Below are 26,064 nucleotides of genomic sequence, written 5' to 3'. Positions count from 1 at the left end.
CGCAGGCCGTCAACGCAGCTCAGCGGCCCTGCCGCACGCGGCGCAGTTCGTCGAGGATCAGCAGCACCGCGCCCAGGGTGATGCCGCTGTCGGCGATGTTGAAGGCCGGGAAGTGCCAGCCGCCGGCATGGAAGTCGAGGAAGTCGACCACGTAGCCGTGCAGGCCCCGGTCGATCACGTTGCCGACCGCACCGCCCAGAATCAGCGCCAGCGCCCAGCAGAACAGGCGCTGGCCGGCATGGCGGCGCAGCAGGTAGACGATGAAGATCGCCGCCGCCGTGCCCAGGCCGATGAAGAACCAGCGCTGCCAGCCCGCGGCCTTGGCCAGGAAGGAAAAGGCCGCACCGGTGTTGTGCACCCGCACGATGTTGAAGAAGGAGAACACCTCGGTGGACTGGCCCAGCGTGTAGTAGCCGAGGATCAGCGTCTTGGTGAACTGGTCGAGCAGGATCACCACCAGCGCGATCCCCAGCCAGGGCCACAGCGAGCCGGCCGAGCCGCCGCCGGCGGTTTTCTTCTTCACGGTTCCCGCCGCCATCACGCCACCTTGCGCGGCTCGCCCGCGCCATAGAGGTTGCTGGTGCAGCGGCCGCACAGGGCCGGGTGCGCGCTGTCGTGGCCGACATCGTCGCGCCAGTGCCAGCAGCGCTCGCACTTGGCGGCGGCCGAGGGCGTCACCGCCACGGCCAGCGCGTCGCCCGCGGCCACCTGCACGGCCGAGGCGATCAGCACGAACTTGAGGTCCTCGCCCAGGCTGCCGAGCAGGCGGCGGTCATCCTCGCCCGCGGTGATGGCCACGTTGGCCTGCAGCGAGGAGCCCAGCCGGCCCTCGGCCCGCACCGCCTCGATTTCCTTGTTCACCACGTCGCGGATCTCGCGCAGGCGGGCCCACTTGATCAGCAGGGCCTCATCGTCGCCGGCGAACTTCCAGTAGGTCTCGACGAAGATCGACGGCGACTGGTTGGCCGACACCAGCTTCCAGGCCTCCTCGGCGGTGAAGCTGAGGAAGGGTGCCATCCAGCGCAGCATGGCCTGGGTGATCTGCCACAGTGCGGTCTGCGCAGAGCGGCGCGCGTGCGAGCCGGGCGCGGTGGTGTAGAGGCGGTCCTTCAGCACGTCCAGGTAGAAGGCGCCCAGCTCCTCCGAGCAGTACACCTGCAGCTTGGCCACCACCGGGTGGAACTCGTAGACCTCGTAGTGGGCCAGGATCTCGGTCTGGAAGGCCGACGCCCGGGCCAGCGCATAGCGGTCGATCTCCAGCAGCTCGTCGAAGGGCACCGCGTGCTGTGCCGGATCGAAGTCGCTGGTGTTGGCCAGCAGGAAGCGCAAGGTGTTGCGGATGCGGCGGTAGCCGTCCACCACCCGGTCGAGGATCTTCTTGTCGCCGGCGATGTCGCCGGAGTAGTCGCTGGCGGCCACCCACAGGCGGATGATCTCGGCGCCCAGCTTCTGCGAGGTTTCCTGCGGGTCCACGCCGTTGCCGAGCGACTTGCTCATCTTGCGGCCCTGGCTGTCCACCGTGAAGCCGTGCGTCAGCAGGCCCTTGTAGGGCGCCTCGCCATACATCGCGCAGGCGGTCAGCAGCGAGCTGTGGAACCAGCCGCGGTGCTGGTCATGGCCTTCCAGGTAGAGGTCGGCCGGCCAGGCCGACTGCTCGGCATGGCTCTTCTGCAGCACGTGGTAGTGGGTGGTGCCGGAGTCGAACCACACGTCCAGGATGTCGGTGCTCTTGCTGTAGTGCTCGGCGTCGTCGCCCAGCCACTCGCGCGGGTCGAGCTTGGACCAGGCTTCCACGCCGCCCTGTTCCACCAGCTGCGCGGCCCGCTCCATCAGGGCGAGCGTGTCGGGGTGCAGCTCGTCGGTCACCTTGTGCAGGAAGAAGGGCAGCGGCACGCCCCAGTTGCGCTGGCGCGAGATGCACCAGTCGGGCCGGCCGGCGATCATGTCGCGCAGGCGGGCCTTGCCGTTCTCGGGGTAGAAGCCGGTCTTCTCGATGGCGTCCAGCGCCATGCGGCGCAGCGTCTGCGGCGCCTTGTCGACCGTGAACACGCCCTCGCCCTCGTCCATGCGCACGAACCACTGGGCCGCGGCCCGGTAGATCACCGGTGTCTTGTGGCGCCAGCAATGCGGGTAGCTGTGGGTCAGCTCGGTGCTCGCGAACAGGCGGCCGGCATCGCGCATCGCCTCGATGATCTTCGGGCCGGCCTTCCAGATGTGCATGCCGCCGAACAGCGGCAGCTCGTCGGCGAACACGCCGTGGCCCTGCACCGGGTTCAGGATCTGGTCGTACTTCAGGCCATGCGCGATGCAGGAGTTGAAGTCGTCCACGCCATAGGCGGGCGCCGAGTGCACGATGCCGGTGCCGTCCTCGGCGGTGGCGTAGTCGGCCAGGTAGACCGGCGACAGCCGGTCATAGCCCGGATGCACCGCCGCCAGCGGGTGGCGGAAGGCGATGCGGTCCAGGTGCTTGCCTTGCGTGGTGGCCAGCACCTCGCCGGTGAGGCCCCAGCGGGCCAGGCATTTCTCCACCAGCGCCTCAGCCACCAGCAGCAGGCCGCGCTCGGTGTCCACCAGCGAATACGGCAGCTCGGGGTTGAGGTTGAGCGCCTGGTTGGACGGCAGCGTCCAGGGGGTGGTGGTCCAGATCACCGCATAGGCGTCCTTCTCCAGCCGGGGCAGGCCGAAGGCGGCGGCCAGCTTGTCCGGCTCGGCGGCCTGGAAGCCGACCTCCAGCGTGAGCGACTTCTTGTCGGCGTACTCGATCTCGAACTCGGCCAGCGAGGAGCCGCAGTCAAAGCACCAGTACACGGGCTTCAAGCCGCGGTAGACGAAGCCGCGCTCCATGATGCGCTTGAGCGCACGGATCTCGTTGGCCTCGTTGCCGAAGTCCATCGTGCGGTAGGGCCGGTCCCAGTCGCCCAGCACGCCCAGGCGCTTGAAGTCGGCCATCTGCTGGGCGATCTGCTCGGTCGCGTAGGCGCGGCTCTTGGCCTGCACCTCGTCGCGGCTGAGCTTGCGGCCGTAGGTCTTCTCGATCTGGTTCTCGATCGGCAGGCCGTGGCAGTCCCAGCCGGGCACATAGACGGCGTCGAAGCCGGCCAGCTGGCGGGCCTTGACGATCATGTCCTTGAGGATCTTGTTGACGGCGTGGCCCATGTGGATTTGGCCGTTGGCATACGGCGGGCCGTCGTGCAGCACGAAGCGCGGCGCACCGCAGCGGGCGTCGCGCAGCTGCTTGTAGATGCCTTGCTCCTCCCACTCCTTCACCCAGCCCGGCTCGCGCTTGGGCAGGTCGCCGCGCATCGGGAAGGGCGTGTCCGGCAGGTTGAGGGTGGCTCGGTAGTCGGGGGCTTGTGGCGTGTCGCTCATGGTGGGGCGGCGCGGGGGCGCGGAAAAAGCTGGAAAGGGGCCGTCGAGGTGTCGGCCGGCCCGGGCTCGCAGGAGGGGCGGCGAGCTTTAAATTCGATCGCGTGTGGTCTGGCGCCGGGTCTGTCCGTGGAGCGACGCAAAAAACGCGCGTGCGTTGTCTGCATCCTGGCGGATGGCGTCGGTGAGGGCGTCGAGGCTGTCGTAGCGGGCTTCGTCGCGCAGTTTGTGCAGCAGTTCCACGCGCACGATTTTACCGTAGCCCCCCTCCGCGCCGAGCCCGGCTGGCCAGTCGAGGCAGTGCACCTCCAGCAGCACCCGCCCGGCATCCTCGATGGTCGGCCGCACGCCGAGGCTGGCCACGCCGTCCAGCGGCGTGTCGGCGAGGCCATGCGCGCGCACCGCGAAGACGCCCATCGCGGCCGGCTTGCGATGGTGGAAGCGCAGGTTGAGGGTGCGAAAGCCGAGGTCGCGGCCCAGCTTGCGGCCATGGATGACGTGGCCGCTGATGCTGAAGGGCCGGCCCAGCAGGGTGGCCGCGCGATCCATGTCGCCAGCGGCCAGTGCCTCGCGCACCGCGGAGCTGGACACCCGCAGGCCGTGCACCTCGTAGCTGTTCATGCGCGCCACGTCGAAGCCGTGGGCATCGCCCGCGGCGTCCAGCAGCGCATAGTCGCCGGCACGCCTGGCGCCGAAGCGGAAGTCGTCACCCACCAGCACGTAGCGGGCGCCCAGGCCCTCGCACAGCACCTCGCGCACGAAGTCCTCGGGCGACAGGCGCGACAGCCGCTGGTCGAACGGCAGCACCACCACCTGGTCGACGCCACAGCGCTGCAGCTCGGTGAGCTGGTCGCGCAGCGTGGCGATGCGGGCCGGCCCGAGTTCCGGCTTGCCGGCCTGGGCGGCGAAGAAGTCGCGCGGATGCGGCTCGAAGGTCAGCACGCAACTCGGCAGCCCGCGGTGCTCGGCCTCCACCTTCAGCAGGGCCAGCATGGCCTGGTGGCCGCGGTGCACGCCGTCGAAATTGCCGATGGTGAGGGCGCAGGCCGGAGCCAGCGCCGCATGGTGGAAGCCGCGGAAGACTCGCATGGTCACCGATTATCGTGCCGGGGCGGCGCCGCCGCTGCCCAGGATGTCCTGCGGGCCGGCCAACCAGCGCCACTGGCCGGGGGCCAGGTCGTCGGGCAGCACCAGCGCGCCGAAGCGGCTGCGGTGCAGGCTCAGCACCTCGTTGCCGGCAGCGGCCACCATGCGCTTGACCTGGTGGTACTTGCCCTGCGTCAAGGTCAGCCGGAGCTGGCGCTCGCCGACGATCTCGCACGCTGCGGCGGACACCGGCTTCGGGTCGTCGTGCAGCACCACGCCGGCCAGCAGCTGGGCCACCTGGCCCTCGGTCACCGGCTGGGCGGTGCCCACCTCGTAGACCTTGGGCACGTGCTTCTTCGGTGAGGTCAGGCGGTGGATCAGGGCGCCGTCGTCCGTCAGGATCAGCAGGCCGGTGGTGTCCTGGTCGAGCCGGCCCACCGCCTGCACGTCGCGCAGGCGCAGCGGCGAAGGCAGCAGGGTGTAGATGCTGGGCCAGGCCGAGGGCCGGTGCGAGCACTCGTGGCCGGCGGGCTTGTGCATCAGCACGTAGGCTTTCTCGTGGAAGGGCCAGTCCTTGCCTTCGACGTTGAAGACCAGGCCGTGCGGGTCGACCTCATGAGCCGGGTCGTCGACCACTTCGCCGTGCAGGCGGACCTCGCCGGCGAGGATCAGGTTGTCGCACTCGCGGCGGGTGCCGAAACCTTGTGAAAAAAGCACCTGGGCCAGGCGCATAGGAACAACTCCAGCGAAAGAACAAGCCGCCCGCAGGCGGCTCGGAAGGAGAGAGTCTAGCCGGTTTGCCTCACCCGGGCGGCTTGCTTTTGGCGTGGGGCCGCGGGCGCCGCCGCCTCGACCGTGGCAATGGCGGCGGGGCCGCGACGCGGGTGATGGAGCGAAGCCGCATGCCCCCAGAAGGGCGGGAGCCGCCGGGCGGGTCGGCAGGCTCGCCTTCTCCCACCGCAGGGGCTGCCTTGCCCTCCAGCCCGGGGAGCCGGCGCGCACGCGGCGTGGCACCCCGGGGGGGCGCCACGCCGGCGCCTCAGGCAAACACGCCCGCGGTGTCCTGCATGCGGGCCGACACCTCACCCAGGTGGTGCTGGGTGTCGCCGAAGCTCATCTCGATGCAGGTCAGGCGCTTGAAGTAGTGGCCGGCCACGTACTCGTCGGTGACGCCGATGCCGCCGTGCAGCTGGATGGCCTGCTGGCCAACGAAGCGCATTGACTGCCCCAGCTGCACCTTCGCCTGCGACAGCGCACGCCGGCGCTGCGGCGTGTCCTCACCGAGCTTGAGGGTGGCGTAGTAGCTCATCGAGCGGGCCAGCTCCAGCTGCATCTTCATGTCGGCCACACGGTGCCGCAGCGCCTGGAAGCTGCCGATGGGCACGCCGAACTGCTTGCGGGTGTTGAGGTAGTCGATGGTCACTGCCAGCAGCTTGTCCATCGCACCGACCGCCTCGGCGCACAGTGCGGCGATGCCGACGTCGGCGGCCAGCTCCAGCGCATGGTGACCGTCATCCGGGCCGACCAGCAGCGTCGCCGCCACGCCGTCGAGCTGCAGTTCGGCGGCGCGGCCGCCGTCCTGGGTGGGATAGCCCCGGGTGCGCACGCCCGTCGCCTTGCGCTCGACCAGGAACAGCGCAATGCCCTGGCTGTCGTCCAGCGCGCCCGACACGCGGGCCGGGACGATGAAGGCATCGGCCTGGTCGCCCAGGGGCACCAGGCTCTTGGCGCCGTCGAGTAGCCAGGCGCCGTCCTGCTGGCGGGCACGGGTGCCGACGTGGCGCAGCAGGTAGCGCGCCTCGCGCTCCTGGTGGGCCAGCACCACCAGCGCCTCGCCGCCTGCCAGGCGCGGCAGCCAGGCCGCCTGCACCGCCTCGGGGGCATGGCCGCCCAGCAGGCTGGCCGCCACCAGGGCCACCGGCGCGTACGGTTCCAGCACCAGGCCGCGGCCCAGTTCTTCCATCACCACCATCGCCTCCACCGGGCCGAAGCCCAGGCCCCCATGCGCCTCGGGCACCGCCAGGCCGGTCAGGCCCAGGCCGGCGAGCTCGCCCCAGGCCTCGCGGGAGAAGCCGCCGGCTTTCACGATGGCCTGCCGGCGGGCGAAGTCGTAGCCCTTCTCCACCCACTTGGCGACCGCGTCGCGCAGTTGCTGCTGGTCGTCGCTGTATTCGAAGTCCATGCCGTGTTTCCTTGCTCGCGAGGGTGCCGCTCAGCCCATCACCGTCTGGGCGACGATGTTGCGCTGCACTTCGTTGGAGCCACCGTAGATGGTGGTCTTGCGCATGTTGAAGTAGGTGGAGGCCAGCGGCGCGCAGTACGCCGCGCCGACATGGTCGCCCTGCCAGCCGGCCTCCATCGCCTCGTGGATGAAGGGCAGCGCATAGGGCCCGGCGGCCAGCATCATCAGCTCGCTGTAGCGCTGCTGGATCTCCGAGCCGCGGATCTTCAGCAGCGCCGCCACGTCCAGCGCCTGCTTGCCGCCGCGCTCGGCCGACAGCACCCGCAGCACCATCATCTCCAGCGCGACGATGTCCACCTCCAGTTGCGCCACCTGGTCGCGGAAGCGCACGTCGTCAAGCAGCGGACGGCCGCCCGACTTCTCGCTGCGGGCGATGCGCTTGAGCCGCTCCAGCTCGCGCTTGGCGCGGTTGACGTCGGCGATGTTGGTGCGCTCGTGCGCGAGCAGGTACTTGGCATAGGTCCAGCCCTTGTTCTCCTCGCCCACCAGGTTTTTGGCCGGCACCTCGACGTTGTCGAAGAACACCTCGTTGACCTCGTGCTCGCCGTCGAGGGTGATGATGGGCCGCACCGTGATGCCGGGCGACTTCATGTCGATCAGCAGGAAGGAGATGCCCGTCTGCGGCTTGCCCTCGGTGCTGGTGCGCACCAGGCAGAAGATCCAGTCGCCGTACTGCCCCAGGGTGGTCCAGGTCTTCTGGCCGTTGACGATGTAGGTGTCGCCGCGGCGCTCGGCGCGGGTCTTCACCGAGGCCAGGTCGGAGCCGGCGCCCGGCTCGGAATAGCCCTGGCTCCACCAGACCTCGCCGCTCATGATGCCGGGCAGGAAGCGCTGCTGCTGCTCCGGCGTGCCGAAGGCCATGATGACGGGCGCCACCATCACCGGCCCGAAGGGCACCACGCGAGGGGCGCCGGCCAGCGCGCATTCCTCCTCGAAGAGGTGGCGCTGCACCGCATTCCAGCCCGGGCCGCCGAACTGCTTGGGCCAGGCCCAGCCATGCCAGCCCTTCTTGCCGAGGATGCGGGCCCAGGCCTGCAGGTCGTCCTTGTTCAGGCGCAGTGCGTTGTGCACCTTGTGGCTGATGGCCTTGGGCAGGTTGGCCCTGACCCACGCGCGCACCTCTTCCCGGAAGGCCTGCTCTTCCGGCGTGAAGTTCAAATCCATCGCTGTCTCCTTGGCTGCCGCCCCGGGGCCGGGCCGGCTCGGAGAGCCAGTTTAAGCACGATCGTGCGGAAAAGCTTGTCCCGGCGGCGACATCAGGGTTGACCCGGGGCTGCCGAACGGGCAGGAGCCGCATGGGGGCGGGTCAGGCCGGCCTGCCGGGCCGAACCGGCCGGCAGGCGCGGCGCGAAGCAGGCGGCCGCGCGCCTGCACGAGCGCAAGCGCCCGGAGGGGTCAGAAGCGCTTGTCGAGCGTCATCACGTCGTTCTCGCGCCGCATCTGGAAGCGGGTGAGAAAGGTATTGCCGAGCAGCACGTAGGGCATTTCACGGGCGGCCACCACGCCCTGCACGTTGTGCACCTCGACATTGCCGACCTTGACCGAGCTGAGCGCCACCATGTAGCCGTTGACCACGCCGTTGGCGGTGCTGAGCTTGATCGGGTGGCCCTGCTTGTAGTCGAGGCCGATGCGCTCGGCGTCGTGGACCGTCATGGACACCGCGGTGGCGCCAGTGTCGACCAGGAAGCGCACCGGCCGGCCATTGATCAGCCCGTCGCTGTAGAAGTGCCCGCCGGCGCCGGCCTGCAACACGATCTGGGTCGAGTTGCGCCCGGAGCCCGCCACGCTGACCGGCGAGCCGCCGAGCTGCAGCGTCTGCCGCTGGCCGCTGGCCTCGACCACCGCCTGGCCGCCGGCCAGGCTGAGCAGGCGCACACCGTCGACGGTGCTGCCCACGGCCACGGTGCGCGGCGTGCCGTTGATCATGAGCAGCGCCTTGCTGCCCAGGCTGCCGGTGAGGGCCACGCTCTGGGCGCCGGCTGCCTGGCACAGCAGCGCGGCGGCGGCCGCCAGGCCGCATTTGATGAACCACATGTTCCCGGATATCCCTCTGCCGCGCCCGTGTCCGATTCAGTCGCGGAAATTGTTGAAGCTGAGAGGCACCTCGGTGATGTCCTTCTTCAGCAGCGCAATCGCTGCCTGCAGGTCATCACGCTTGCTGCCGTTGACGCGTACGCTGTCGCCCTGGATGCTGGCCTGCACCTTGATCTTGCTGCCCTTGATGAGTTGCTGGATCTTCTTGGCCAGCTCGCTCTCGATGCCGGCCTTGATCTTGATCACCTGCTTGACCTTGTCGCCGCCGATCTTCTCGATCTTGCCGATGTCGAGGAAGCGCGCGTCGACGCTGCGCTTGGTCATCTTCAGCGTCAGGATGTCCAGCACCTGGCCGAGCTGGAAGTCGCTGTCGCCGAACAGGGTGAGTTCCTTGTCCTTCAATTCGATGCGGGCGTCCGAGCCCTTGAAGTCGAAGCGCGTGCCGATTTCCTTGTTGCTCTGGTCGACGGCGTTGCGGACTTCCACGAGGTTGGGTTCGAGGACGGTATCGAAGCTGGGCATGGCAGATGAGGTTTGCAAAGGGAAGAAAAGGGAATCGGCGAAAATTCTGCCATGCAAATCGAGACCGGCGTCAGCCTGAAACCGTACAACACCTTCGGCCTACCGGCCGTTGCCCAGACCCTGGTGCGCATCGAGAGCGACGCCGACGTTCGCCGCGTGCTCGACCACCCCACGCTCGGCACGGCGGGCAAGTTCGTGCTCGGCGGCGGCAGCAACATCGTCCTCACGCACGACGTGTCCCAGGTCGTGCTCAAGGTCGAGGTGCGCGGCCGCCGCGTGGTGGAGGAGCGCGAGGATGCCTGGATCGTCGAAGCCGGTGCCGGCGAGAACTGGCACGATTTCGTGACCTGGACCCTGGACCAGGGGCTGCCCGGCCTGGAGAACATGGCATTGATCCCCGGCACCGTCGGCGCCTCTCCTGTACAGAATATCGGCGCCTACGGGGTGGAACTGAAGGACCGTTTTGAGTCGCTCGACGCGGTCTACTTGGTGACCGGCCGCAGCGTCACGCTGGACGGCCCCACCTGCGGCTTCGGCTACCGCGACAGCGTCTTCAAGCAGTCGCTGGCCGGCAAGAGCCTGATCACCCGCGTGCGCCTGCGCCTGCCAAAGCCCTGGCAGCCGGCGCTCGGCTACCTCGACCTGGAGCGCAAGATGGCCGAGACCGGGGTGGACCGGCCGACGCCGCGCCAGGTCTACGACTGGATCTGCGAGATCCGGCGCGCCAAGCTGCCCGACCCGGCGGTGGTGGGCAATGCCGGCAGCTTCTTCAAGAACCCGGTGGTTACGCCGGAGCAGTGCCGCGACATCATCGGCCGCGACCCGGAGATCGTGCACTACCCGATGCCCGACGGCAGCTTCAAGCTGGCCGCCGGCTGGCTGATCGACGCCTGCGGCTGGAAAGGCAAGAGCATCGGCCGCGCCGGGGTCTACGAGAAGCAGGCGCTGGTGCTGATCAACCGGGGCGGCGCCATTGGCGCCGAGGTGGTCACGCTGGCGCGTGCCATCCAGGAAAGCGTCTACGGCCGCTTTGGCATCCGGCTGGAGCCGGAGCCTGTGGTGGTCTGAGCACGGGCCGGTGCCGGGAGGGCGCCTGTCACGGAAATGTCATGCCGGCACGCGACAGTGCGCGCCAAGAACAACAACAAGGGAGAACAACAAGAATGAGCCTCATCCTCCAGCCTGCCGCCACCCTCGTGTGGCGCGCCGCGCCCTTCCTGCTGGGACTGGCGGCGGCTGCCGCCTGGTGGCCGGTGCTGACCGGCTCGGGCAGCCACTGGCTGCTCGCGCTCGTCGCCAGCCTCCTGTGCCTGTGGGCGCACTCCAAGCTGCGCCGCCTGTTGCGCGAGCAGCGTGAGCACTTCCTGCGCCACGCGCCCCTGCCTCGCCACCTGCAGCAGGCGGTCGGCAAGGCCTACCCGCACCTTCTCGCCGCGGAGCTGGACCTGGTGGAGCACGGCCTGCGGCAGTTCTTTGTGGTCTACCTGCGGGCCGGCGCCTTCATTGCCATGCCCTCGCAGGTGGCCGACCGGATGTGGCACGAGTTCATCCTCGACACCCAGGCGTACCGCGACTTCTGCCAGCGCGGCTTCGGCCACTTCTTCCACCACCGGCCGGCCGCGACGCTGCAGCAGGGCCGCCCGGGCCTCAACCAGGCCCTGCGCACCACCTGGCGGCACGCCTGCCGCGTGCAGGGCCTCGATCCCCGGCGGCCGAGCCAGCTGCCCCTGCTGTTCGCGCTGGACACCCAGCTGGCGATTGCCGACGGCTTTCGCTACAGCCTGGACTGCCGCGAACTCGCGCCCGACGCCGCCAACCCGAGCTACTGCGCCACCGCGTTGAGCGGTTCGGGATGCGGCGGCGGCAGCGACAGCGGCAGCAGCTGTGCCGGCGACGGCGGCAGCGACGCTGGCGGCGGGGACGGCGGCGGCGAAGGCGGAGGGGACGGCGGCGGCGGCTGTGGCGGCGGCTGCGGTGGCGGCGGCGGCGACTGATGGCGCCCCCCGCTCAAGGGGGGGTACCTCAACTTAGGGACAGCCGCCGGGGCCACTTCTCGTTACCATGCCGAGCCTTTGGGGCCCGGTGCGGGTCGCGGCCGTGCGCCGCGCGGCTCGGGCGGGAATCGACGGGGAGCGGGTATGCAAGCGGTGTCTGGAATGAACGGGTCTGGCGTGGCGGTGGGCGTGCGCGCCGCCATGGTGGTGGGCGTGGCCTTGGTGCTGGGGGGCTGCATGGCCACTGCACCGACGATGGGGGACACCCGCGCCAAGACGGCGGCCACCGGCGCAGCCGCCGGCTCGACGGCGGAGAACGCCAATCCGGACATGGAGCGCTGCACCGAGTCGCTCGGTACGGTGGCGCTGGTCGAGGACCAGGGCTCGTCGTGGTACGCCGACCTGCGCAGCCACAAGCTGCAGTCCACCATCCCGGTGCTGCGCATGCTGGTGCAGCAGTCCAACTGCTTCGTCGTGGTCGAGCGTGGTGTGGCGATGCGCAACATGCGCCAGGAACGCGGCCTGGAAGAAAGCGGCGAGCTGCGCAAGAACAGCAACTTCGGCAAGGGCCAGATGGTGGCTGCCGACTACACGATGAGCCCCAGCGTGACCTTCAGCGAGAAGGACACCGGCGGCCTGCGCGGCCTGGTCGGCGGCCGTGTCGGCAGCGTCATCAGTGCGGTGGGCGGCTCGATGAAGTTCAACGACGCGTCGACGATGCTGACGCTCATCGACAACCGCTCGGGCGTGCAGCTGGCGGCGGCCGAAGGCAGCTCCAGCAACATCGACTTCGGTGTGCTGGCCGGCGCCTACAAGGGCGCCGCGGTGGGCGTCGGTGCCTATGGCAACACGCCGCAGGGCAAGGTGGTGGTGGCGGCGTTTGCCGACTCCTACAACCAGATGGTGCGCGCGGTTCGCAACTACAAGGCGCAGGAAGTGCGCGGCGGCCTGGGGACCGGCGGCCGGCTGGGCGTGCAGGGCGGCTCGACGCCGCAACGCTGATCGCGGCGCTGGGCCGGACAGCAGCACAAGGGCCGCATCTGCGGCCCTTTTTCATTCCGGCCTGCGGGCGGTGCACCGCCCGCGGCTGTGGCTCAGCCGAAGTGGCAGACGTAGTGGTAGGGCTCGCCCTCGACCTTGATCTCGAAGCTCGACTGGCCCGGCACTTCGAAGGACTGCCCCGCCTCGTAGCGCTGCCATTCGGTCTGGCCTGCCAGCTTCACCTGGCAGGCACCGGCCACCGATTCCATCACTTCCGGCGCACCGGTGTTGAAGGTCAGCGTGGCGGGCAGGATCACGCCCACGCTCTTGCGGGTGCCGTCCGGCAGGGTGACCGTATGCGAGACACATTTGCCGTCGAAATAGACATTGGCTTGTGCGTTGACGGAGACGTTGGCGATCTGCTTGCTCATGGTTCTTCAGTCGGTGGATCGGAAAGGCGAAGCGGCCATGGTACCTGCTGCAAAGGGCCATCCCCGGCTTGAGGGGCGGAGGACCCTCCCGTGGGGGATGGTGCTCGGGGGCAGGCGGGGCGACACTTGCGTCACGCTGTCATCGCGGCGAGGACACACCGGATACGGGGCCTCGTCGCCCCGGAGATGAAGCATCGAGCCCTGTCGATCGGGGCCCGATGGCTGCCGTGATCTCCGGTCGAGCGACCTGCCGGCCCCGCGGGCCGGCACCTTCTCCTCGGAAGCGGTCAGTAGGGGCAGGGCCTGTCTTGCAGGTGCCTGTCAGGGAGGTGACCGACTTCCGGGGGCCTTGTTCCGTCCTGGTTCGCAGGGTGACTGGTGCCCCGATCTCGAAGCCGGCGTGGCCTCCACGCCGGCTTTCGTCTTTGTGGCGTGCCCACGCCGGCCACTTCAGGCGGTGGCCGGAAAGCGGGCCGCATAGGGCTCCAGTGGCAGGCGCAGCCCGTTGGCGAAGAGGGCCACCGTGCGGTAGAAGCCGGCCAGGGCCATCAGCTCCAGGATCTGCTCGGTGCTGAAGTGCTGCTGCAGTGTGGCCCACAAGTCGTCGGACAGCTGCGTGCCCCGGTGCAGTTCTTCGCACAGGGCGAGGATGGCCTGCTCCTCGTGCGACCAGCCGGCTGGCGAGCCGTCCACGGTGGCGCGCAGCTGTTCGGGCGAGAGCCGGGCCTTCTCGGCGAAGAAGGTCACGTGCACCCCCCACTCGTATTCACAGCCGTTGAGGGCGCAGGTGCGGGCAATGGCGATCTCGCGCTGGCGCAGCGACAGCGGGCCCCGGTCCAGCAGCGCGCCGGCCCGGAAGCGCTCGAACACACGCGGCGCCACCGCCAGCGTGCGAAACAGCGCAAGTGGCGCGACGCCCGCCGGCATGATGCTGTCGAAGGCGGCCTGGACGGCGGGGGCATAAGGCGCTTGCGCGGGCGGAATCCGGGACATGGTCCACTCCTGTGGTTGCTACGGTTTTCGTAGCGACACGCTATCATGGGTGGCGGTGTTTCGCTACTTTTTCAGTAGCAACCGACTGGCAATGAAGTGGCGGTTCCAACGGGCGTGCACGGGAGATCGGGATGACACAGGCGCGGGTCGAGGCGGCGAAGCAGGCGATCAACGAGGCGCTGGCCTTGTTCCAGCAGCGCTGGCTGCTGCGGGTGGTGTGGGAGCTGCGGGCCGGGCCGCTGACGTTTCGGCAGCTGCAGGAGCAGTGCGGCGGACTGTCGCCGAGCGTGTTGAACCAGCGGCTCGGTGAACTGCGCGACGCCGGGCTGCTGGACCGGGGGGGCGAGGCCGACGGCGGCGGCTATCGCCTGGCTCCGCTGGGCCTGGCGCTGCTCGAGGCGTTTGCGCCGTTGACGCAATGGGCCTTGCGCTGGCAGCGCCAACGGTCGAGGAGCAGGCCCGCGGCTGCGGAGGGCGAGTGAGGGCGGGCGCCTTGCGCCCGGCGGGCGAGGCGGTCGAGCTGAGGTGCCCAGCTCAGGCCGGCCGGCAGGCCAAAGGGGACTGCACCGGTGGGTGCGCGGGCCGCAGGATGCTGACGGCGGGGCGGGCTTGAAACGACAAGAGGCCCGTGTCGGGCCTCTTGCTGGCGGCTGCTGAGCCGTGATGGCCGCGGGATGGACCTTGCCTGCCATCCCGCGGCGCTGCCGGGCAGCGATCAGTGCATCGTGCCGGTCACTTCTTGGCCTTGGCGGCCTTCTTGGCCGGCGCGGCCACCGCTGTGGCCTTCTTGCGAGCGGCCGGCTTGCCGCCCGCTGCTGCGCCGCCGCTGCGCTTGGCGCGTGCATTGGCGGCAATGCGCATGCGCAGGGCATTCAGCTTGATGAAGCCGGCGGCGTCGGCCTGGTTGTAGGCACCGCCGTCATCGTCGAAGGTGGCGATGGTGGTGTCGAACAGCGAGTCGGTCAGCGATTCGCGGCCCACGCACATGATGGTGCCCTTGTACAGCTTCAGCCGCACGGTGCCGTTGACGGTGGCTTGCGAGGCATCGATCAGGCCTTGCAGCAGCACGCGCTCGGGCGCGAACCAGTAGCCGTTGTAGACCATGCGCGCATAGCGGGGCATCAGGTCTTCCTTCAGCGCCAGCACTTCGCGGTCGAGGGTGATGGACTCGATGGCACGGTGGCCGGCCAGCATGATGGTGCCGCCGGGGGTTTCATAGCAGCCGCGGCTCTTCATGCCGACATAGCGGTTCTCGACCTTGTCGAGCCGGCCGATGCCGTGGCGGCCGCCGATGGTGTTGAGGGTCTCCAGCACGGTGGCCGGGGACATGCGCTGGCCGTCGATGGCGACGATGTCGCCGCGCTCGTAGGTCAGCTCGACCACCTGCGGCTTGCCGGGCGCCTTCTCGGGCGAGACCGTCAGGCGCCACATGTTGGCCTCGGGTTCGAAGTTCGGGTCTTCCAGCACGCCGCCTTCGTAGCTGATATGCAGCAGGTTCGCGTCCATCGAGTAGGGCGCGCCGCCGCCCTTGCGCTTCTTGAAGTCGACCGGGATCTTGTGCTGGTCGGCATAGGCCAGCAGCTTCTCGCGCGACAGCAGGTCCCATTCGCGCCACGGGGCGATGACCTTGACGTTGGGCATCAGCGCATAGGCGCCGAGCTCGAAGCGGACCTGGTCGTTGCCCTTGCCGGTGGCGCCGTGGCTGATGGCGTCGGCGCGGGTCTTCTTGGCAATGTCGATCAGGCGCTTGGCGATCAGGGGACGGGCGATGGAGGTGCCCAGCAGGTATTCGCCTTCGTACAGCGCGTTGGCGCGGAACATCGGGAAGACGAAGTCGCGCACGAATTCCTCGCGCAGGTCGTCGATGAAGATGTTCTCGGGCTTGATGCCCATCTTCAGCGCCTTGGCGCGCGCGGGCTCGACTTCCTCGCCCTGGCCGATGTCGGCGGTGAAGGTCACGACTTCGCACTGGTATTGGTCCTGAAGCCACTTCAGGATGACCGAGGTGTCGAGGCCGCCGGAGTAGGCGAGGACGACTTTCTTGATCTGCTGGGACATGAGGGGTCTCGTTGATGGAGGGCGGGAAAAGGGGGATTCTACGGGGGCTTAGGTCACTTGTTAGGTGCTTTGGTGGTGGAGGGCGGGGGGGCTGGCCCTGCGGGTGGGGCTGGGTGGTGCAGGTGGGGAGGCTGGCTGGCGTAGAGGGGAATGCCGGCCGGCGGGGGCATGGGTGGCGAGTGGCGCAAGCGGAAGGTGCCGCCTCGATGCCTCGCTGGGAGGCCGGCAGGCCGGCGCGGGTGGGATGCCGGTTGAGGCAGGCGATGATGCCTGCTGGCGCAGGCGCGCGCCCTGTGGGTGCGGTGCCGGGATGTGCGCCCCGCGGCGCACCTTCATTTTTTGTCTTGCCGAAGAAAGAAGGCAAAGAATGGCGAACCCGGGCGGGGGGTCCCTTCGCTGCGCGAAGGCACCCTCTGCGGTGCTCGCAAGCGGAAGGCGGCTGCGCAACTCGCCCTGTTTCGAGGGCGCTGCGCGCCCTTGAAACGGTGCTCGGCCAGGGTCGCCGTCCCCGCGCTGCGGGCGGGGCACCCTTCCGCTCGCTCCGCACGGGGTCCCCTATACCCACGCCCCACGCCTGGCTTCGCATCGGGTGGGGCCTGCTTTCCCTGCGGCAAAAGGTGGGCGGGGGATCGGCTCTTGGCGTTCGCCGCGGTCCGCATCAGTGCAGCCGCGGCTGGCTTGCAGGCCTCACAAGTCCGTGCGCAGCTTCCAGATCTCGGGGAACAGCACCACCTCCAGCATCTTGCGCAGGTAGCTCACGCCCGAGGTGCCGCCGGTGCCGCGCTTGAAGCCGATGACACGTTCCACCGTCGTCACATGGCGGAAGCGCCAGAGCCGGAAGGTGTCTTCCAGGTCCGTCAGCTCCTCGCCCAGCTGGTACAGGTCCCAATACCGGTTCGGGTCGCGGTACACCTGCAGCCAGGCTTGCTCGACGTCATGGCTCTCGGCATAGGGCAGCGTCCAGTCGCGCTCGGTGTGGCTGGCAGGCACCGCCAGGCCGCGCCGCGCCAGCAGGCGTAGCGACTCGTCGTACAGCGACGGCGCTTGCAGGGCCTGCTCCACCTCGACATGGCGCTCCTGGCGATGCGCGTGCGGCTTCAGCATCGCCGGGTTCTTGTTGCCCAGCGCGAATTCGATGCAGCGGTACTGCCAGCTCTGGAAGCCGCTCGAGTTCGACAGGTAGGGGCGGATCGCCGAATACTCGGGCGGTGTCATCGTCGCCAGCACGTCCCAGGCATGCACCAGCTGCTCCATGATCTTGCTGACCCGCGCCAGCATCTTGAACGCCGGCGCCAGCTCGTCGCGCGAGACGCAGGCGATCGCCGCACGCAACTCGTGCAGCATCAGCTTCATCCACAGCTCGCTGGTCTGGTGCTGCACGATGAACAACAGCTCGTTGTGGTCCGGCGACAGCGGGTGCTGCGCACTCAGCACCTGGTCCAGGTGCAGGTAGTCGCCATAACTCATGTCCCGCGAGAAATCGAGTTGGGCCTTCTCCTCGTGCACGATCTGCTCGGGGCGGCCAATGCCAGGGGTGGGGGTGCTCATTTGCGCTTCCTTCAATCGCTTGGTCTGTCTCTGGCTCGTGCTCAGGTCACTGCATGCCGGCGATTGAACTCGGGGCGTCGCCATTCGCCGCTTTGCAATACCTCGCGCAGCTGCTCTACGGCATCCCACACATCGACGAAGCGGCAATACAAGGGCGTGAAGCCAAAGCGCAGGATGTCTGGCGTGCGGGCATCACCGGCGCGGAAGTCGCCGATCACCTGGCGGGCGATCAGCGCCTGCACGATGGCGTAGCTTCCTTCGGTGCAGGTCAGGCACACCTGGCTGCCGCGCAGCGCGGCATCGCGGGGCGAGACGATGGACAGGCCCAGCCCGGCGCAGCGCGTATCCACCAGCTCGGCGAACAGCGTGGTCAGTGCGACCGACTTGGCCCGCAGCGCCGCCATGCCGCCGACCGGCTCGGCCGCCAGCACGGTGTCCACGCCACACTCCAGTGCGGCCAGCGAGATCACCGGCGGGGTCCCGCAGAGGTAGCGGGCAATGCCGGCCGCCGGCGTGTAGTGCGGCGTGAACTCGAACGGCGCGACATGGCCGAGCCAGCCGGACAAGGGCTGCGAGAAGCGCCCCGCATGGCGCGGATGCGCCCACACGAAGGCAGGCGCCCCCGGGCCACCGTTCAGGTACTTGTAGCCGCAGCCCACCGCGAAGTCGGCATCCGCGCCGAGCAAGTCCACCGGCACGGCGCCGGCCGAATGGGCCAGGTCCCACACCGTCAGCGCGCCGGCCTCGTGGGCGCGGGACGTCAGGTGCGCCATGTCGTGCATGCGGCCGGTGCGGTAGTTCACGTGCGTGAGCATCAGCACCGCCACCTCCGGCGCGAGGCCGCCTTCGATCTCGTGCGCCTCCAGCAGCTGCAGCTCCCAGCCCATGGCCTCGCAGACGCTCTGGGCGATGTACAGGTCGGTCGGGAAGTTGCTGCGCTCGGACACGAGCACGCGCCGCTGGGGCGAACGCTCGCGCTGCAGCCGGGCGGCCGCCATCAGCACCTTGTAGAGGTTGACGGAGGTGGAGTCGGCCACCACCACCTCGTTGTCGCCAGCGCCGATGAGGCGGCCGATCTTGTTGCCGATGCGCTGGGGCAGGTCGATCCAGCCGGCCGTGTTCCAGCTCTTGATCAGGTCGCGGCCCCACTCCTCGGTCACCACCTGCTGCACCCGCCGGGCGGTCGCCCGCGGCAGCACGCCGAGCGAATTGCCGTCGAGGTACAGGCAGCCCTCGGGCAGGTCAAACAGCTCGCGCAGGGACGCAAGCGGGTCGGCCTGGTCTTGCGCCAGGCAGTCTTCACGGGTTGTCATGGGGGTCTCCTCAGGGGGGACAGTGGCGGGCACGGTCCCCGTTGTCGTGGGGGTCAAAGGAAAGAGGCGAGGGGCAGCCAGCGCCGCGACCGTCTCACAGTTCACGCAGCACGGCGCGCACCGGACTTGCATCGGCCTGCACCAGCTTGAGCGGCAGGGCGATCAGTTCATAGTCGCCGGGCGGCACCTCGTCGAGCACCAGGTTCTCCAGCACCCGCAGCTCCCGCTGCAGCAGCACCTGGTGGGCGTCAAGGCTCTTGCTGTCGGCCGGATCGACCGAGGCGGTGTCGATGCCCACCAGCCGCACGCCGCGGTCGGCCAGCCACTGCAGCGTCTCGGGCGAATAGGCAGTGAAGTCGTCCACCCAGCGGTGCACCGGGGCGTGCTCGAACGTGCGCACCAGCAGGCGCGGCGGCAGGTCGCCCTGCGCCGCGGCGGCCTGCAGGTGCTCGATGCGGATGAGCGGGCCGATGCCGATGCAGTGCACCACGCGGCAGGGCCCCAGGTAGGGGTCGAGTGCCAACAGGCCCGCGGGGGTGGCGCCGTTGGCATAGTGCAGCGGCGCGTCGGCATGGGCGCCGGCATGCGGCGACAGCGTCATCTGGCTCACGTTGACCGGGCAGCCGGGGCCCAGCGTGGCGCACCAGCGCTGCTGGTAAGGCGTGTCGCCCGGAAAGACGGGGCTGCCGTCGTACAAGGGCGGCGAGATGTCCCAGAGGCGTTTCATGGCGTGCGGTCCAAGCTCAAAACCCAGTTTCTAGCACCGGGAAAATGGCCGTGGTGTCGGTTAATTCCAACGCTCATGAGACGGCCTGGCGTGCGGGAGTGCCAGCGCCGGGCCTCAAGGCTGGCACTGGTGAGCCGATAAGGCACGGAGGCCGGTCACGGCCTGCCCGCCACCGTTTCGTCGCTTCCCTTCGCCCGCTCCCTCGATGCCGCTGCTCCTGCATTGCCTGCTGTCCGTTGCCGTGGCGCTCGGCGCCTGGCTGTGGGCGCCTGCCTTCGCCGACACGCCGCCGCTGCGCTGGGAGCGGGGCGCCGATGCGGTCTTCCAGCGGGTGCAGTCGCCAGCCGCCGCGCTGGCCAATGCCATCGTGCAGGACCGCGACGGCTTCCTCTGGATTGGCGGGCAGGCGGGCCTGTCGCGCTGGGACGGCTATCGCTTCCGCACCTACACCGGCGATGCGGGCCGCCCGGGTGCGCTGCCGGACAGCTTCATCCATGCGCTGCACGTCGACCCGCAGGGCACGCTCTGGGTGGGCACCAGCGCCGGCGGCCTGGCTCGCTACGACGCGGCGCAGGACCGCTTCGTGGTCTATCCGGCCGCAGCCGGCAACGTTGCCGGTGCGGCCGTCTATGCCATCGAGGGCGACGGGGCCGGCGGGCTCTGGCTGGGCACCGGTGCGGGCCTGGCGCACCTCGACCCGGGCCGCGGCCACATCACGCCGCATGCCGGTGCGGCCGGCCCTGGGGCCGGCCCGGTGCAGGCGCTGCTGCGCGACCGCGCCGGGGCGCTGTGGGCCGGAACCCGGCACGGGCTGTGGCGGCGGCTGCCCCGCAGCGAGCGCTACAGCCTGGTGCCGCTGCCCACCGAAGAAGGCCCGGCGCCAGCGGTGACGCGGCTCATGCAGGACAGCGCCGGCCGGGTGTGGGCCGGCACCCGACCGCATGGCGCCTTTGTCATCGAGCCGGGGCCGGGCACCGTGCGGGCCGTGCGCGAGAGCGGCAACCCCGGCGCCGCCGGCCTGCATGGCGACACCGTCTTCGCGATGCTGGAGACCGTGCCCGGCGAAGTCTGGCTGGGCACCGACGGCGGCGGCATCGTGCGGGTCGACACGCATGCCTGGCAGACGCGGCGTCTGCTGCACCACGCCGGCCTGTCGAGCAGCCTGCCGGACAACGACATCTCGGCCTTGTTCCGCGACCGCAGCGGCCTGATCTGGGTCGGCAGCGACACGGCGCTGAGCAGCCACGATCCGCGCCAGCGGGCGGTTTCCACCTGGTTCGGCGGCACCGGCGCCAGCGGCGTCAGCCACGCCAACGTGCCGTTCCTGCTGCCGCTGCCGGACGGTCGCGTCTGGCTCAGTGTGGGCGACGGCGGCGTGGACATCATGGATCCGCTCAAGGGCCGCATCGGCCAGTTGCGGCCGGACTCGGCCCATCCGCGCAGCGCGCTGCCCAAGGGGCGCGTGCTGGCAATGGTGCGTGGCCCGCTGGGCGAGGTCTACCTCGGCACCCAGCAGGGCCTCTACCTGGCCGATGCGCAGGGCCTGGGCGTGCGGCGGCTGGACATCGAGGGCCGCCCGCCAGGCGCTGCGGTGTGGGCCCTGTGTTTCGACGCCGGCCGGCTGTGGGCTGGCGGGCTGGATGGCTTGTGGGGGCTGGACGTGGCCCGGCCGGACCGCCCGCGGGTGGTGGCGCGCGAGGACGCCACGCGGCTGGGCGAACCCAGGGTCACCTCGCTGACCGCGGGCCCTGGCCGCCTGCTCTGGATCGGCACCCGTGCCGGGTTGCTGAGCCGCGACCATGCCACCGGTGCGCTGCAGCGGCCGGCCGCCGACCGGCCGGACCGCATCGGCCTGCCGGCGGGCTACATGACCACGGTGCTGACCGATCGGCAGGGACGCCTGTGGGTGGGGTCCTTCGGTGCCGGCATCCGGGTGGTCGACGGGCGGCACGAGGACGGCACGCCCCGCGTGCGGCGCATCGGCATCCGCGAGGGGCTGCCGGACAACGGCGTGAACCGGCTGCTGCTGGACGCCCGCGGCGACATCTGGGCCAGCACCGATGACGGCCTGGCGCACATCGACCAGCGGACGCTGGCCGTGCGCGCCCTGCGCAGCGACATGGGTGTGGGCATCGGCTCCTACTGGACCAATGCCGGCGCGTTGACGGCCACCGGCGAGCTGCTGTTTGGCGGCATCGGCGGGCTGACCGTGGTGCGGCCCGAGCACTTGCTGCCTCCCAGCTACCTGCCGCCGGTGGTGGTGACGGAGCTGCGCGCCGGGCAGCAGCCGCGGCTGGTGGGCGCGGCACAGCACACCGGCCGGCTGGCGCCCGTGCAGCTGGAGGCCGAGCAGCGCAGCCTGCTGGTGGAGTTCGCGGCGCTCGACTATGCCGCGCCGCACGGTATCCGCTATGCCTACCGGTTGCTCGGCTTCGACAAGGAGTGGGTGGCCACCGAGCCGTCGCGCCGCCTGGCCGCCTACACCAACCTGCCGCCGGGCGACTACCGGCTGCAGCTGCGTGCTGCCAGCCGCGGCGGCGACTGGACCCCGGCGCTGGAACTGCCGGTGCGGGTGCAGCCGGCCTGGCACCAGACCCACCTCTTCCGCGGCATGGCAGTGCTGCTCGGGCTGGCGCTGCTGCTGGGCGGCCTGCAGTTGCGGACGGTGTACTTCCGGCGCCGCCAGCAGCAGCTGCAGGCGCTGGTGGCCGAGCGCACCGCGGCGCTGGAGCAGCGCAGCGCCGAACTCAGGGCCAGCCAGCAGTTGCTGGAGCAGATGGCGTATGCCGATGTCCTGACCGGCCTGGCCAACCGCCGTCGCTTCACCGATGAGCTGCGGCGCCACGCCGCGCCGGCCCGGGCAGGCGAAGGCTGCGTGTTGATGTTGATCGACCTGGACCGCTTCAAGCTCGTCAACGACACGCTGGGCCATGACGCCGGCGACGCGCTGCTGGTGGAGGTGGCGGCCCGCCTCGCGCGGGCCGTGCCGGCGCCGGGCTGCGTCGCCCGCCTGGGTGGCGACGAGTTTGCGGTGCTGCTGCCCGCTGCTGCGGCGCAGGCCGCCGAGGCGGTCTGCCGGCGCGTCCTGCAGGCACTGCTCGAGCCGATGTCCTTCCAGGGGCACCGGCTCAGCGCTGGTGCCAGCATCGGCCTGGCGCGCTGCCCCGAGCACGGGGAGCAGGCCGATGCGCTGTACAAGGCGGCCGATCTGGCCCTCTACGAGGCGAAGCGGGCCGGCCGCAACACCTGGCGCTGGCATGCCGCGCCATGGGCCGACGGGGCGGCCGGCGTGTTGCCACAGGCCCGGGCCGTGGCGGCCTGAGCCGGTCGCTCAGTCGCCCAGTGCGGCCCGGGAGGCGCGCCGCACCAGCTCGACGAACTCCTTGCGCTGGCCCCAGCGGTCGGTACCCAGGTGGCGCTCGGCCTGCTGCAGCACGTCGGGCCAGCCGTAGTCCTTCAGGTAGGGCGAGCCCTGCAGCAGCTGGCCATAGGCAGCCACTGCCATCGCAAAGCCAAAGTCGCTGCCCACCTGGTCGAGGCGCTTGGCGTCGCGCGGCAGCACCTGCTCCATCAGCCGGCTCTGGGTCTCACCGGGGCGCTTGTAGCGCACCTTGAGGTAGCCCAGCTCCTGGCTGTCCGCCCCGTTGGCCGGGGGGGCCGGGCGGTTGGCCGCATAGCGTTCCTCGTCATGCAAGCCGCGCTCGCCTTGCAGCGTGATTTCGTACAGGGCGGTCACCCGGTGGCCGGCGCCGACGTCGCCGGCATCCACCTTGTCGTTGTTGAAGTCCTCGCGTGCCAGGCGGCGGTTGTCGTAGCCGATCAGGCGGTACTCCTTGACCACCGACGGGTTGAACTCCACCTGCAGCTTCACGTCGCTGGCAACGGTGGCCAGGGTCGACGTGAACTCGTCGACCAGCACCTTGCGGCCTTCCTGCTCGGAGTCGAGGAAGGAGTACTTGCCATCGCCGACATCGGCGATCTGCTCCATCAGCGCATCGTTGTAGCTCGCATGCCCCACGCCCAGGGTGGACAGGCCGATGCCCTGCTTGCGCTCGGCCGCGACGATTTCCTTGAGCTGGTCGATGCCGGTGACGCCGACGTTGAAGTCGCCGTCGGTGGCCAGCAGGATGCGGTTGATGCCGCCGGCGATGTAGCCGCGACGGGCCTGCTCATAGGCCAGCCGCAGGCCGGAGGCCCCGGCCGTGCTGCCGCCGGCGCGCAGCTCGGTGATGGCCTGGCGGATGCGCTCCTTGCGATCGCCGGGCACCGATTCGAGCAGCACCTGTGTGCTGCCCGAGTAGGTGACGATGGAGACCCGGTCCTGCTCGCGCAACTGATCGACGAAGGCCAGCAGCGACTGCTTCACCAGCGGCAGCGACTGCGGCACGCTCATCGAGCCCGACACGTCGACCAGGAAGACCAGGTTGGCCGGTGGCAGGCTGTCCTTGGCCGGATCAGCGGCCTGGATGCCGATCTTGAGCAGGCGGGTGCGCGGGTTCCACGGCGTGGCGGCCAGCTCGGCATGCAGCGCGAACGGCTGGCCGGAACGGGCCTCGGGGCGCGGGTAGTCGTAGCTGAAGTAGTTGAGCATCTCCTCCACCCGGACTGCATCGCGCGGCACCGTGAGGCCGCGCTTGAGCAGCCCGCGCACACTGCTGTAGGAGCCGGTATCCACATCGATGGAGAAGGTGGACACCGGCTCGAGCGCCACCCGCTTGACGGGGTGCGGCGCCGCACCGCGCGTCGTGATGCCCTCGTAGGCCGTGTCGCGGGCGCCCGGCGGCGAATGCGGTGCCGCGATCGATGCATCGGCCTGCGCCGCGAATGACGCGATGCCGCGCTCACGGACCAGCTCGGGAGCGGCCGACCGCGCCAGCGGGGCCGGTGCCGGCGGCGCGGCCGGCGGGCTGCCGGCCACAGCGGCTTCGGCAACCCGGGGCGCCGGGCGGGTGGCCGCATCGGCCGGCGCAGCGGGCGGGCGCGAGGTGCAGGCGGCCAGGGCCAGCGTGAGGCTCAGGGTGGCGCACAGCGTGGGGTGCAGCGGGGCGCGCGGCGGGGTGGGGGGCAATGGCATGTCGGGTCCTCTCCTTGTCTGCGATTCGTCGGCGGCCCCGCGAGGGGGCCATGCCGGACTGAAACGCGGCCGCGGCGGGAGCGGGGTTGCGTGCTGCAGAAAAACTTCGGCAGCCGCCCGCGCTTCAGCCGGGGGGCTGCAGCGGTGGCAGGCCGTGGCGGTCGCGGGCGCGTGCGCAGGCCTCGTCACCCACGCCCATCGACGCCCAGGGCGCGAACTCGCGGCAGGGCGAGGGGCGCCATTCGTAGATGCCGCAGCGGGCATCGACGCCCACCGTGCCGACCAGCGCCGCACAGCGCGGGCGTGCATGGTCGGTGCCGCGCATGCGGCAGGTGTGCTCCGTCACCTCCACCGCCAGGCCGGCCGGCACGCGGCCGCCGGCCTCATCGAGCTCGTCGCGGGCGAAATCGACACGAAAGCTGGCGCAGCAGGCGCCGCAGCGGACGCAGGGGTTGTCGCGCGGAGAGGGCGGGTTCATCGGTCGGCGGCGGGCTGCAGGCGGGCCAGGGCGCGTTCGATATTGGCGCGGGCGGCCTGCTCGTAGCGCTGCTGGAAGGTGGCGGTGGCGTAGATGTGCGGACGGTCGAGGAAGCTGCGCAGCACCCGGCTGCGCCCCCCGGCGTAGGCCGCGGCGGGCACCCAGCGGTATTCGCTGCGCACGCCCGCTTCGAACTGGTCGTACACCTCGCTGGGCTGGCCGAGGATGGCCAGGTCGATGTCCACCACCCAGCGCGCGTCGCCCTGCAAGGCGCCGTTGTGGTGCTGCGTGGCCATCACCAGCGCTTCGACCCGGTCGGCCAGTTCTTGCGCACGCGGCCCGGGCAGGCCGCTGTGGTGGATGAAGCGCCTCGCCCAGTCCGCGCTGCGCCGCTCGTTGTGCTTGGACCATGGCCAGTAGACCGCGTCATGGAACCACAGCGCGAGGGCCACGGCATCGGCGTCCTGGCACTGCGCCGCGGCCTCGCGCCAGTGGCGGATGCAGGCCAGCAGGTGGCTGGCATCGTGGTAGCGCCGCGGCCAGCGCTGCCAGGCCGCCAGCAGCGTTTCACCGACGCCCACGCTGGCCCGGCCGGCCAGGCCCAGGCGTTCGCACAAGGCCTGCCACTCGGCCAGCAGTTCCTGGTGTTGCTCGGGAAGGAGTCGCATGGATGCGCAGGCTACCACCGCGCGCTACGCTCGGCCCATGATCTACCGCCTGCTGGCCGACGTGCTGCTGGTGCTGCACCTTGCTTTCGTGATCTTTGTCGTGGCCGGCGGCGCGCTGGTCTGGCGCCGGCCGTGGCTGGCCGGGCTTCACCTGCCCGCCGTGGCGTGGGGGGCATGGATCGAATTCAGCGCCGGCATCTGCCCGCTGACACCGCTGGAGAACCGCCTGCGCCAGGCCGGCGGCGAGGCCGGCTACACCGGTGGCTTCATCGAGCACTACCTGCTGCCGCTGATCTATCCCGCCGGGCTCACGCCGCGCCTGCAGCTGGTGCTCGGGGGGCTTGTGCTGGCGGTGAACCTCGTCGCGTATGCGCTGGCATGGCGGGCGCTGCGTCGCCGGTGGTAGCCGGTCGCGAAGCGCTTGCTTATCCCCCAAACGAGCGACAACGCTGGGCGCGGTCCGTCCAGGCGGCCAAGCTAGAATCCGGCCGGTGTCACCCCTTGACACAACCGAGCGCAAGACCGGTGGTATCCGGCGCTGCGTTGTGG

General features: G+C 70.1%; 23 protein-coding genes. 6 read left to right on the top strand and 17 right to left on the bottom strand.

The window, feature by feature from the left end:
* Positions 1 to 19 precede the first annotated feature (19 nt).
* The 8 genes from lspA to N7L95_RS07415 form a co-directional block, all read right to left on the bottom strand.
* Positions 20 to 538, bottom strand: coding sequence for a signal peptidase II (lspA, locus tag N7L95_RS07450; RefSeq protein ID WP_435870066.1), 519 nt, complete (start codon positions 536 to 538; stop codon positions 20 to 22).
* A complete protein-coding gene (gene ileS, locus N7L95_RS07445; protein WP_301259189.1) occupies positions 538 to 3,369 on the bottom strand; it encodes an isoleucine--tRNA ligase in 2,832 nt (943 codons plus the stop codon). Before ileS ends, lspA begins: the two co-directional genes overlap by 1 nt.
* A gap of 87 nt (positions 3,370 to 3,456) precedes the next feature.
* A complete protein-coding gene (locus tag N7L95_RS07440) occupies positions 3,457 to 4,455 on the bottom strand; it encodes a bifunctional riboflavin kinase/FAD synthetase (RefSeq protein WP_301260090.1) in 999 nt (332 codons plus the stop codon).
* A gap of 9 nt (positions 4,456 to 4,464) precedes the next feature.
* Positions 4,465 to 5,184 carry a pseudouridine synthase gene (locus tag N7L95_RS07435; protein WP_301259188.1) on the bottom strand — a complete coding sequence of 240 codons (720 nt, stop codon included), beginning with the start codon at positions 5,182 to 5,184 and terminating at the stop codon, positions 4,465 to 4,467.
* Positions 5,185 to 5,491: 307 nt separating this feature from the next.
* Positions 5,492 to 6,634 (bottom strand): acyl-CoA dehydrogenase family protein, encoded by a 1,143-nt coding sequence (locus N7L95_RS07430; protein WP_301259187.1) that lies wholly within the window; start codon positions 6,632 to 6,634, stop codon positions 5,492 to 5,494.
* Positions 6,635 to 6,664: 30 nt separating this feature from the next.
* Positions 6,665 to 7,858, bottom strand: a complete 1,194-nt coding sequence (locus N7L95_RS07425) for an acyl-CoA dehydrogenase family protein (RefSeq protein WP_301259186.1) — start codon at positions 7,856 to 7,858, stop codon at positions 6,665 to 6,667.
* A gap of 231 nt (positions 7,859 to 8,089) precedes the next feature.
* Entirely contained in the window at positions 8,090 to 8,728 is a 639-nt protein-coding gene (locus N7L95_RS07420) for a retropepsin-like aspartic protease family protein (protein ID WP_301259185.1), read from the bottom strand.
* A 36-nt stretch (positions 8,729 to 8,764) separates the two neighbouring features.
* Positions 8,765 to 9,250: a YajQ family cyclic di-GMP-binding protein gene (locus N7L95_RS07415; protein ID WP_301259184.1), complete on the bottom strand. Its 486-nt coding sequence runs from the start codon at positions 9,248 to 9,250 to the stop codon at positions 8,765 to 8,767.
* 51 nt (positions 9,251 to 9,301) lie between these two features.
* On the opposite strand from N7L95_RS07415, the gene murB reads away from it, so the two are divergent.
* The 3 genes from murB (at position 9,302) to N7L95_RS07400 (ending at position 12,246) form a co-directional block, all read left to right on the top strand.
* Complete coding sequence (gene murB / locus N7L95_RS07410) at positions 9,302 to 10,318, top strand: UDP-N-acetylmuramate dehydrogenase (protein ID WP_301259183.1); 1,017 nt, start codon at positions 9,302 to 9,304, stop codon at positions 10,316 to 10,318.
* A 95-nt stretch (positions 10,319 to 10,413) separates the two neighbouring features.
* A complete protein-coding gene (locus N7L95_RS07405) occupies positions 10,414 to 11,244 on the top strand; it encodes a glycine-rich domain-containing protein (protein ID WP_301259182.1) in 831 nt (276 codons plus the stop codon).
* 162 nt (positions 11,245 to 11,406) lie between these two features.
* Positions 11,407 to 12,246, top strand: coding sequence for a CsgG/HfaB family protein (locus N7L95_RS07400; protein WP_363324864.1), 840 nt, complete (start codon positions 11,407 to 11,409; stop codon positions 12,244 to 12,246).
* A 92-nt stretch (positions 12,247 to 12,338) separates the two neighbouring features.
* Here the strand turns inward: N7L95_RS07400 and ppnP are convergent, their stop codons facing one another.
* The gene (gene ppnP, locus N7L95_RS07395; RefSeq protein ID WP_301259181.1) at positions 12,339 to 12,656 is read right to left on the bottom strand and encodes a pyrimidine/purine nucleoside phosphorylase; all 318 of its coding nucleotides are present in this window, start codon (positions 12,654 to 12,656) and stop codon (positions 12,339 to 12,341) included.
* 450 nt (positions 12,657 to 13,106) lie between these two features.
* Complete coding sequence (locus tag N7L95_RS07390; protein ID WP_301259180.1) at positions 13,107 to 13,649, bottom strand: carboxymuconolactone decarboxylase family protein; 543 nt, start codon at positions 13,647 to 13,649, stop codon at positions 13,107 to 13,109.
* A gap of 131 nt (positions 13,650 to 13,780) precedes the next feature.
* Between N7L95_RS07390 and N7L95_RS07385 the strand changes: the two genes are divergently transcribed.
* Positions 13,781 to 14,131, top strand: coding sequence for a winged helix-turn-helix transcriptional regulator (locus N7L95_RS07385; RefSeq protein WP_301259179.1), 351 nt, complete (start codon positions 13,781 to 13,783; stop codon positions 14,129 to 14,131).
* A gap of 250 nt (positions 14,132 to 14,381) precedes the next feature.
* Here the strand turns inward: N7L95_RS07385 and N7L95_RS07380 are convergent, their stop codons facing one another.
* The 4 genes from N7L95_RS07380 to kynB all read right to left on the bottom strand — a co-directional run bounded on the left by N7L95_RS07380 (position 14,382) and on the right by kynB (position 19,295).
* Positions 14,382 to 15,707, bottom strand: coding sequence for an argininosuccinate synthase (locus N7L95_RS07380; protein ID WP_301259178.1), 1,326 nt, complete (start codon positions 15,705 to 15,707; stop codon positions 14,382 to 14,384).
* A 687-nt stretch (positions 15,708 to 16,394) separates the two neighbouring features.
* Positions 16,395 to 17,255 (bottom strand): tryptophan 2,3-dioxygenase, encoded by an 861-nt coding sequence (gene kynA / locus N7L95_RS07375; RefSeq protein WP_301259177.1) that lies wholly within the window; start codon positions 17,253 to 17,255, stop codon positions 16,395 to 16,397.
* Positions 17,256 to 17,296: 41 nt separating this feature from the next.
* A complete protein-coding gene (gene kynU, locus N7L95_RS07370) occupies positions 17,297 to 18,568 on the bottom strand; it encodes a kynureninase (RefSeq protein ID WP_301259176.1) in 1,272 nt (423 codons plus the stop codon).
* Positions 18,569 to 18,662: 94 nt separating this feature from the next.
* On the bottom strand, positions 18,663 to 19,295 hold the full coding sequence (gene kynB / locus N7L95_RS07365; protein WP_301259175.1) for an arylformamidase: 633 nt from the start codon (positions 19,293 to 19,295) through the stop codon (positions 18,663 to 18,665).
* A 205-nt stretch (positions 19,296 to 19,500) separates the two neighbouring features.
* On the opposite strand from kynB, the gene N7L95_RS07360 reads away from it, so the two are divergent.
* The gene (locus N7L95_RS07360) at positions 19,501 to 22,617 is read left to right on the top strand and encodes a diguanylate cyclase domain-containing protein (RefSeq protein ID WP_301259174.1); all 3,117 of its coding nucleotides are present in this window, start codon (positions 19,501 to 19,503) and stop codon (positions 22,615 to 22,617) included.
* A gap of 9 nt (positions 22,618 to 22,626) precedes the next feature.
* On the opposite strand, the gene N7L95_RS07355 is transcribed toward N7L95_RS07360, so the two are convergent.
* From N7L95_RS07355 to N7L95_RS07345, 3 genes are all read right to left on the bottom strand, one after another.
* Complete coding sequence (locus tag N7L95_RS07355) at positions 22,627 to 24,369, bottom strand: vWA domain-containing protein (protein WP_301259173.1); 1,743 nt, start codon at positions 24,367 to 24,369, stop codon at positions 22,627 to 22,629.
* Between the two features lie 124 nt (positions 24,370 to 24,493).
* Positions 24,494 to 24,847: a YkgJ family cysteine cluster protein gene (locus N7L95_RS07350; RefSeq protein WP_301259172.1), complete on the bottom strand. Its 354-nt coding sequence runs from the start codon at positions 24,845 to 24,847 to the stop codon at positions 24,494 to 24,496.
* Complete coding sequence (locus N7L95_RS07345) at positions 24,844 to 25,515, bottom strand: HD domain-containing protein (RefSeq protein ID WP_301259171.1); 672 nt, start codon at positions 25,513 to 25,515, stop codon at positions 24,844 to 24,846. Before N7L95_RS07345 ends, N7L95_RS07350 begins: the two co-directional genes overlap by 4 nt.
* Positions 25,516 to 25,552: 37 nt before the next feature.
* On the opposite strand from N7L95_RS07345, the gene N7L95_RS07340 reads away from it, so the two are divergent.
* Positions 25,553 to 25,921, top strand: a complete 369-nt coding sequence (locus N7L95_RS07340) for a DUF2784 domain-containing protein (protein WP_301260088.1) — start codon at positions 25,553 to 25,555, stop codon at positions 25,919 to 25,921.
* Positions 25,922 to 26,064: the final 143 nt, after the last annotated feature.

Source organism: Eleftheria terrae, assembly GCF_030419005.1.
Classification (GTDB): Bacteria; Pseudomonadota; Gammaproteobacteria; order Burkholderiales; family Burkholderiaceae_C; genus Caldimonas; species Caldimonas terrae.
This window is presented reverse-complemented; position numbering and strand designations above follow the sequence as displayed.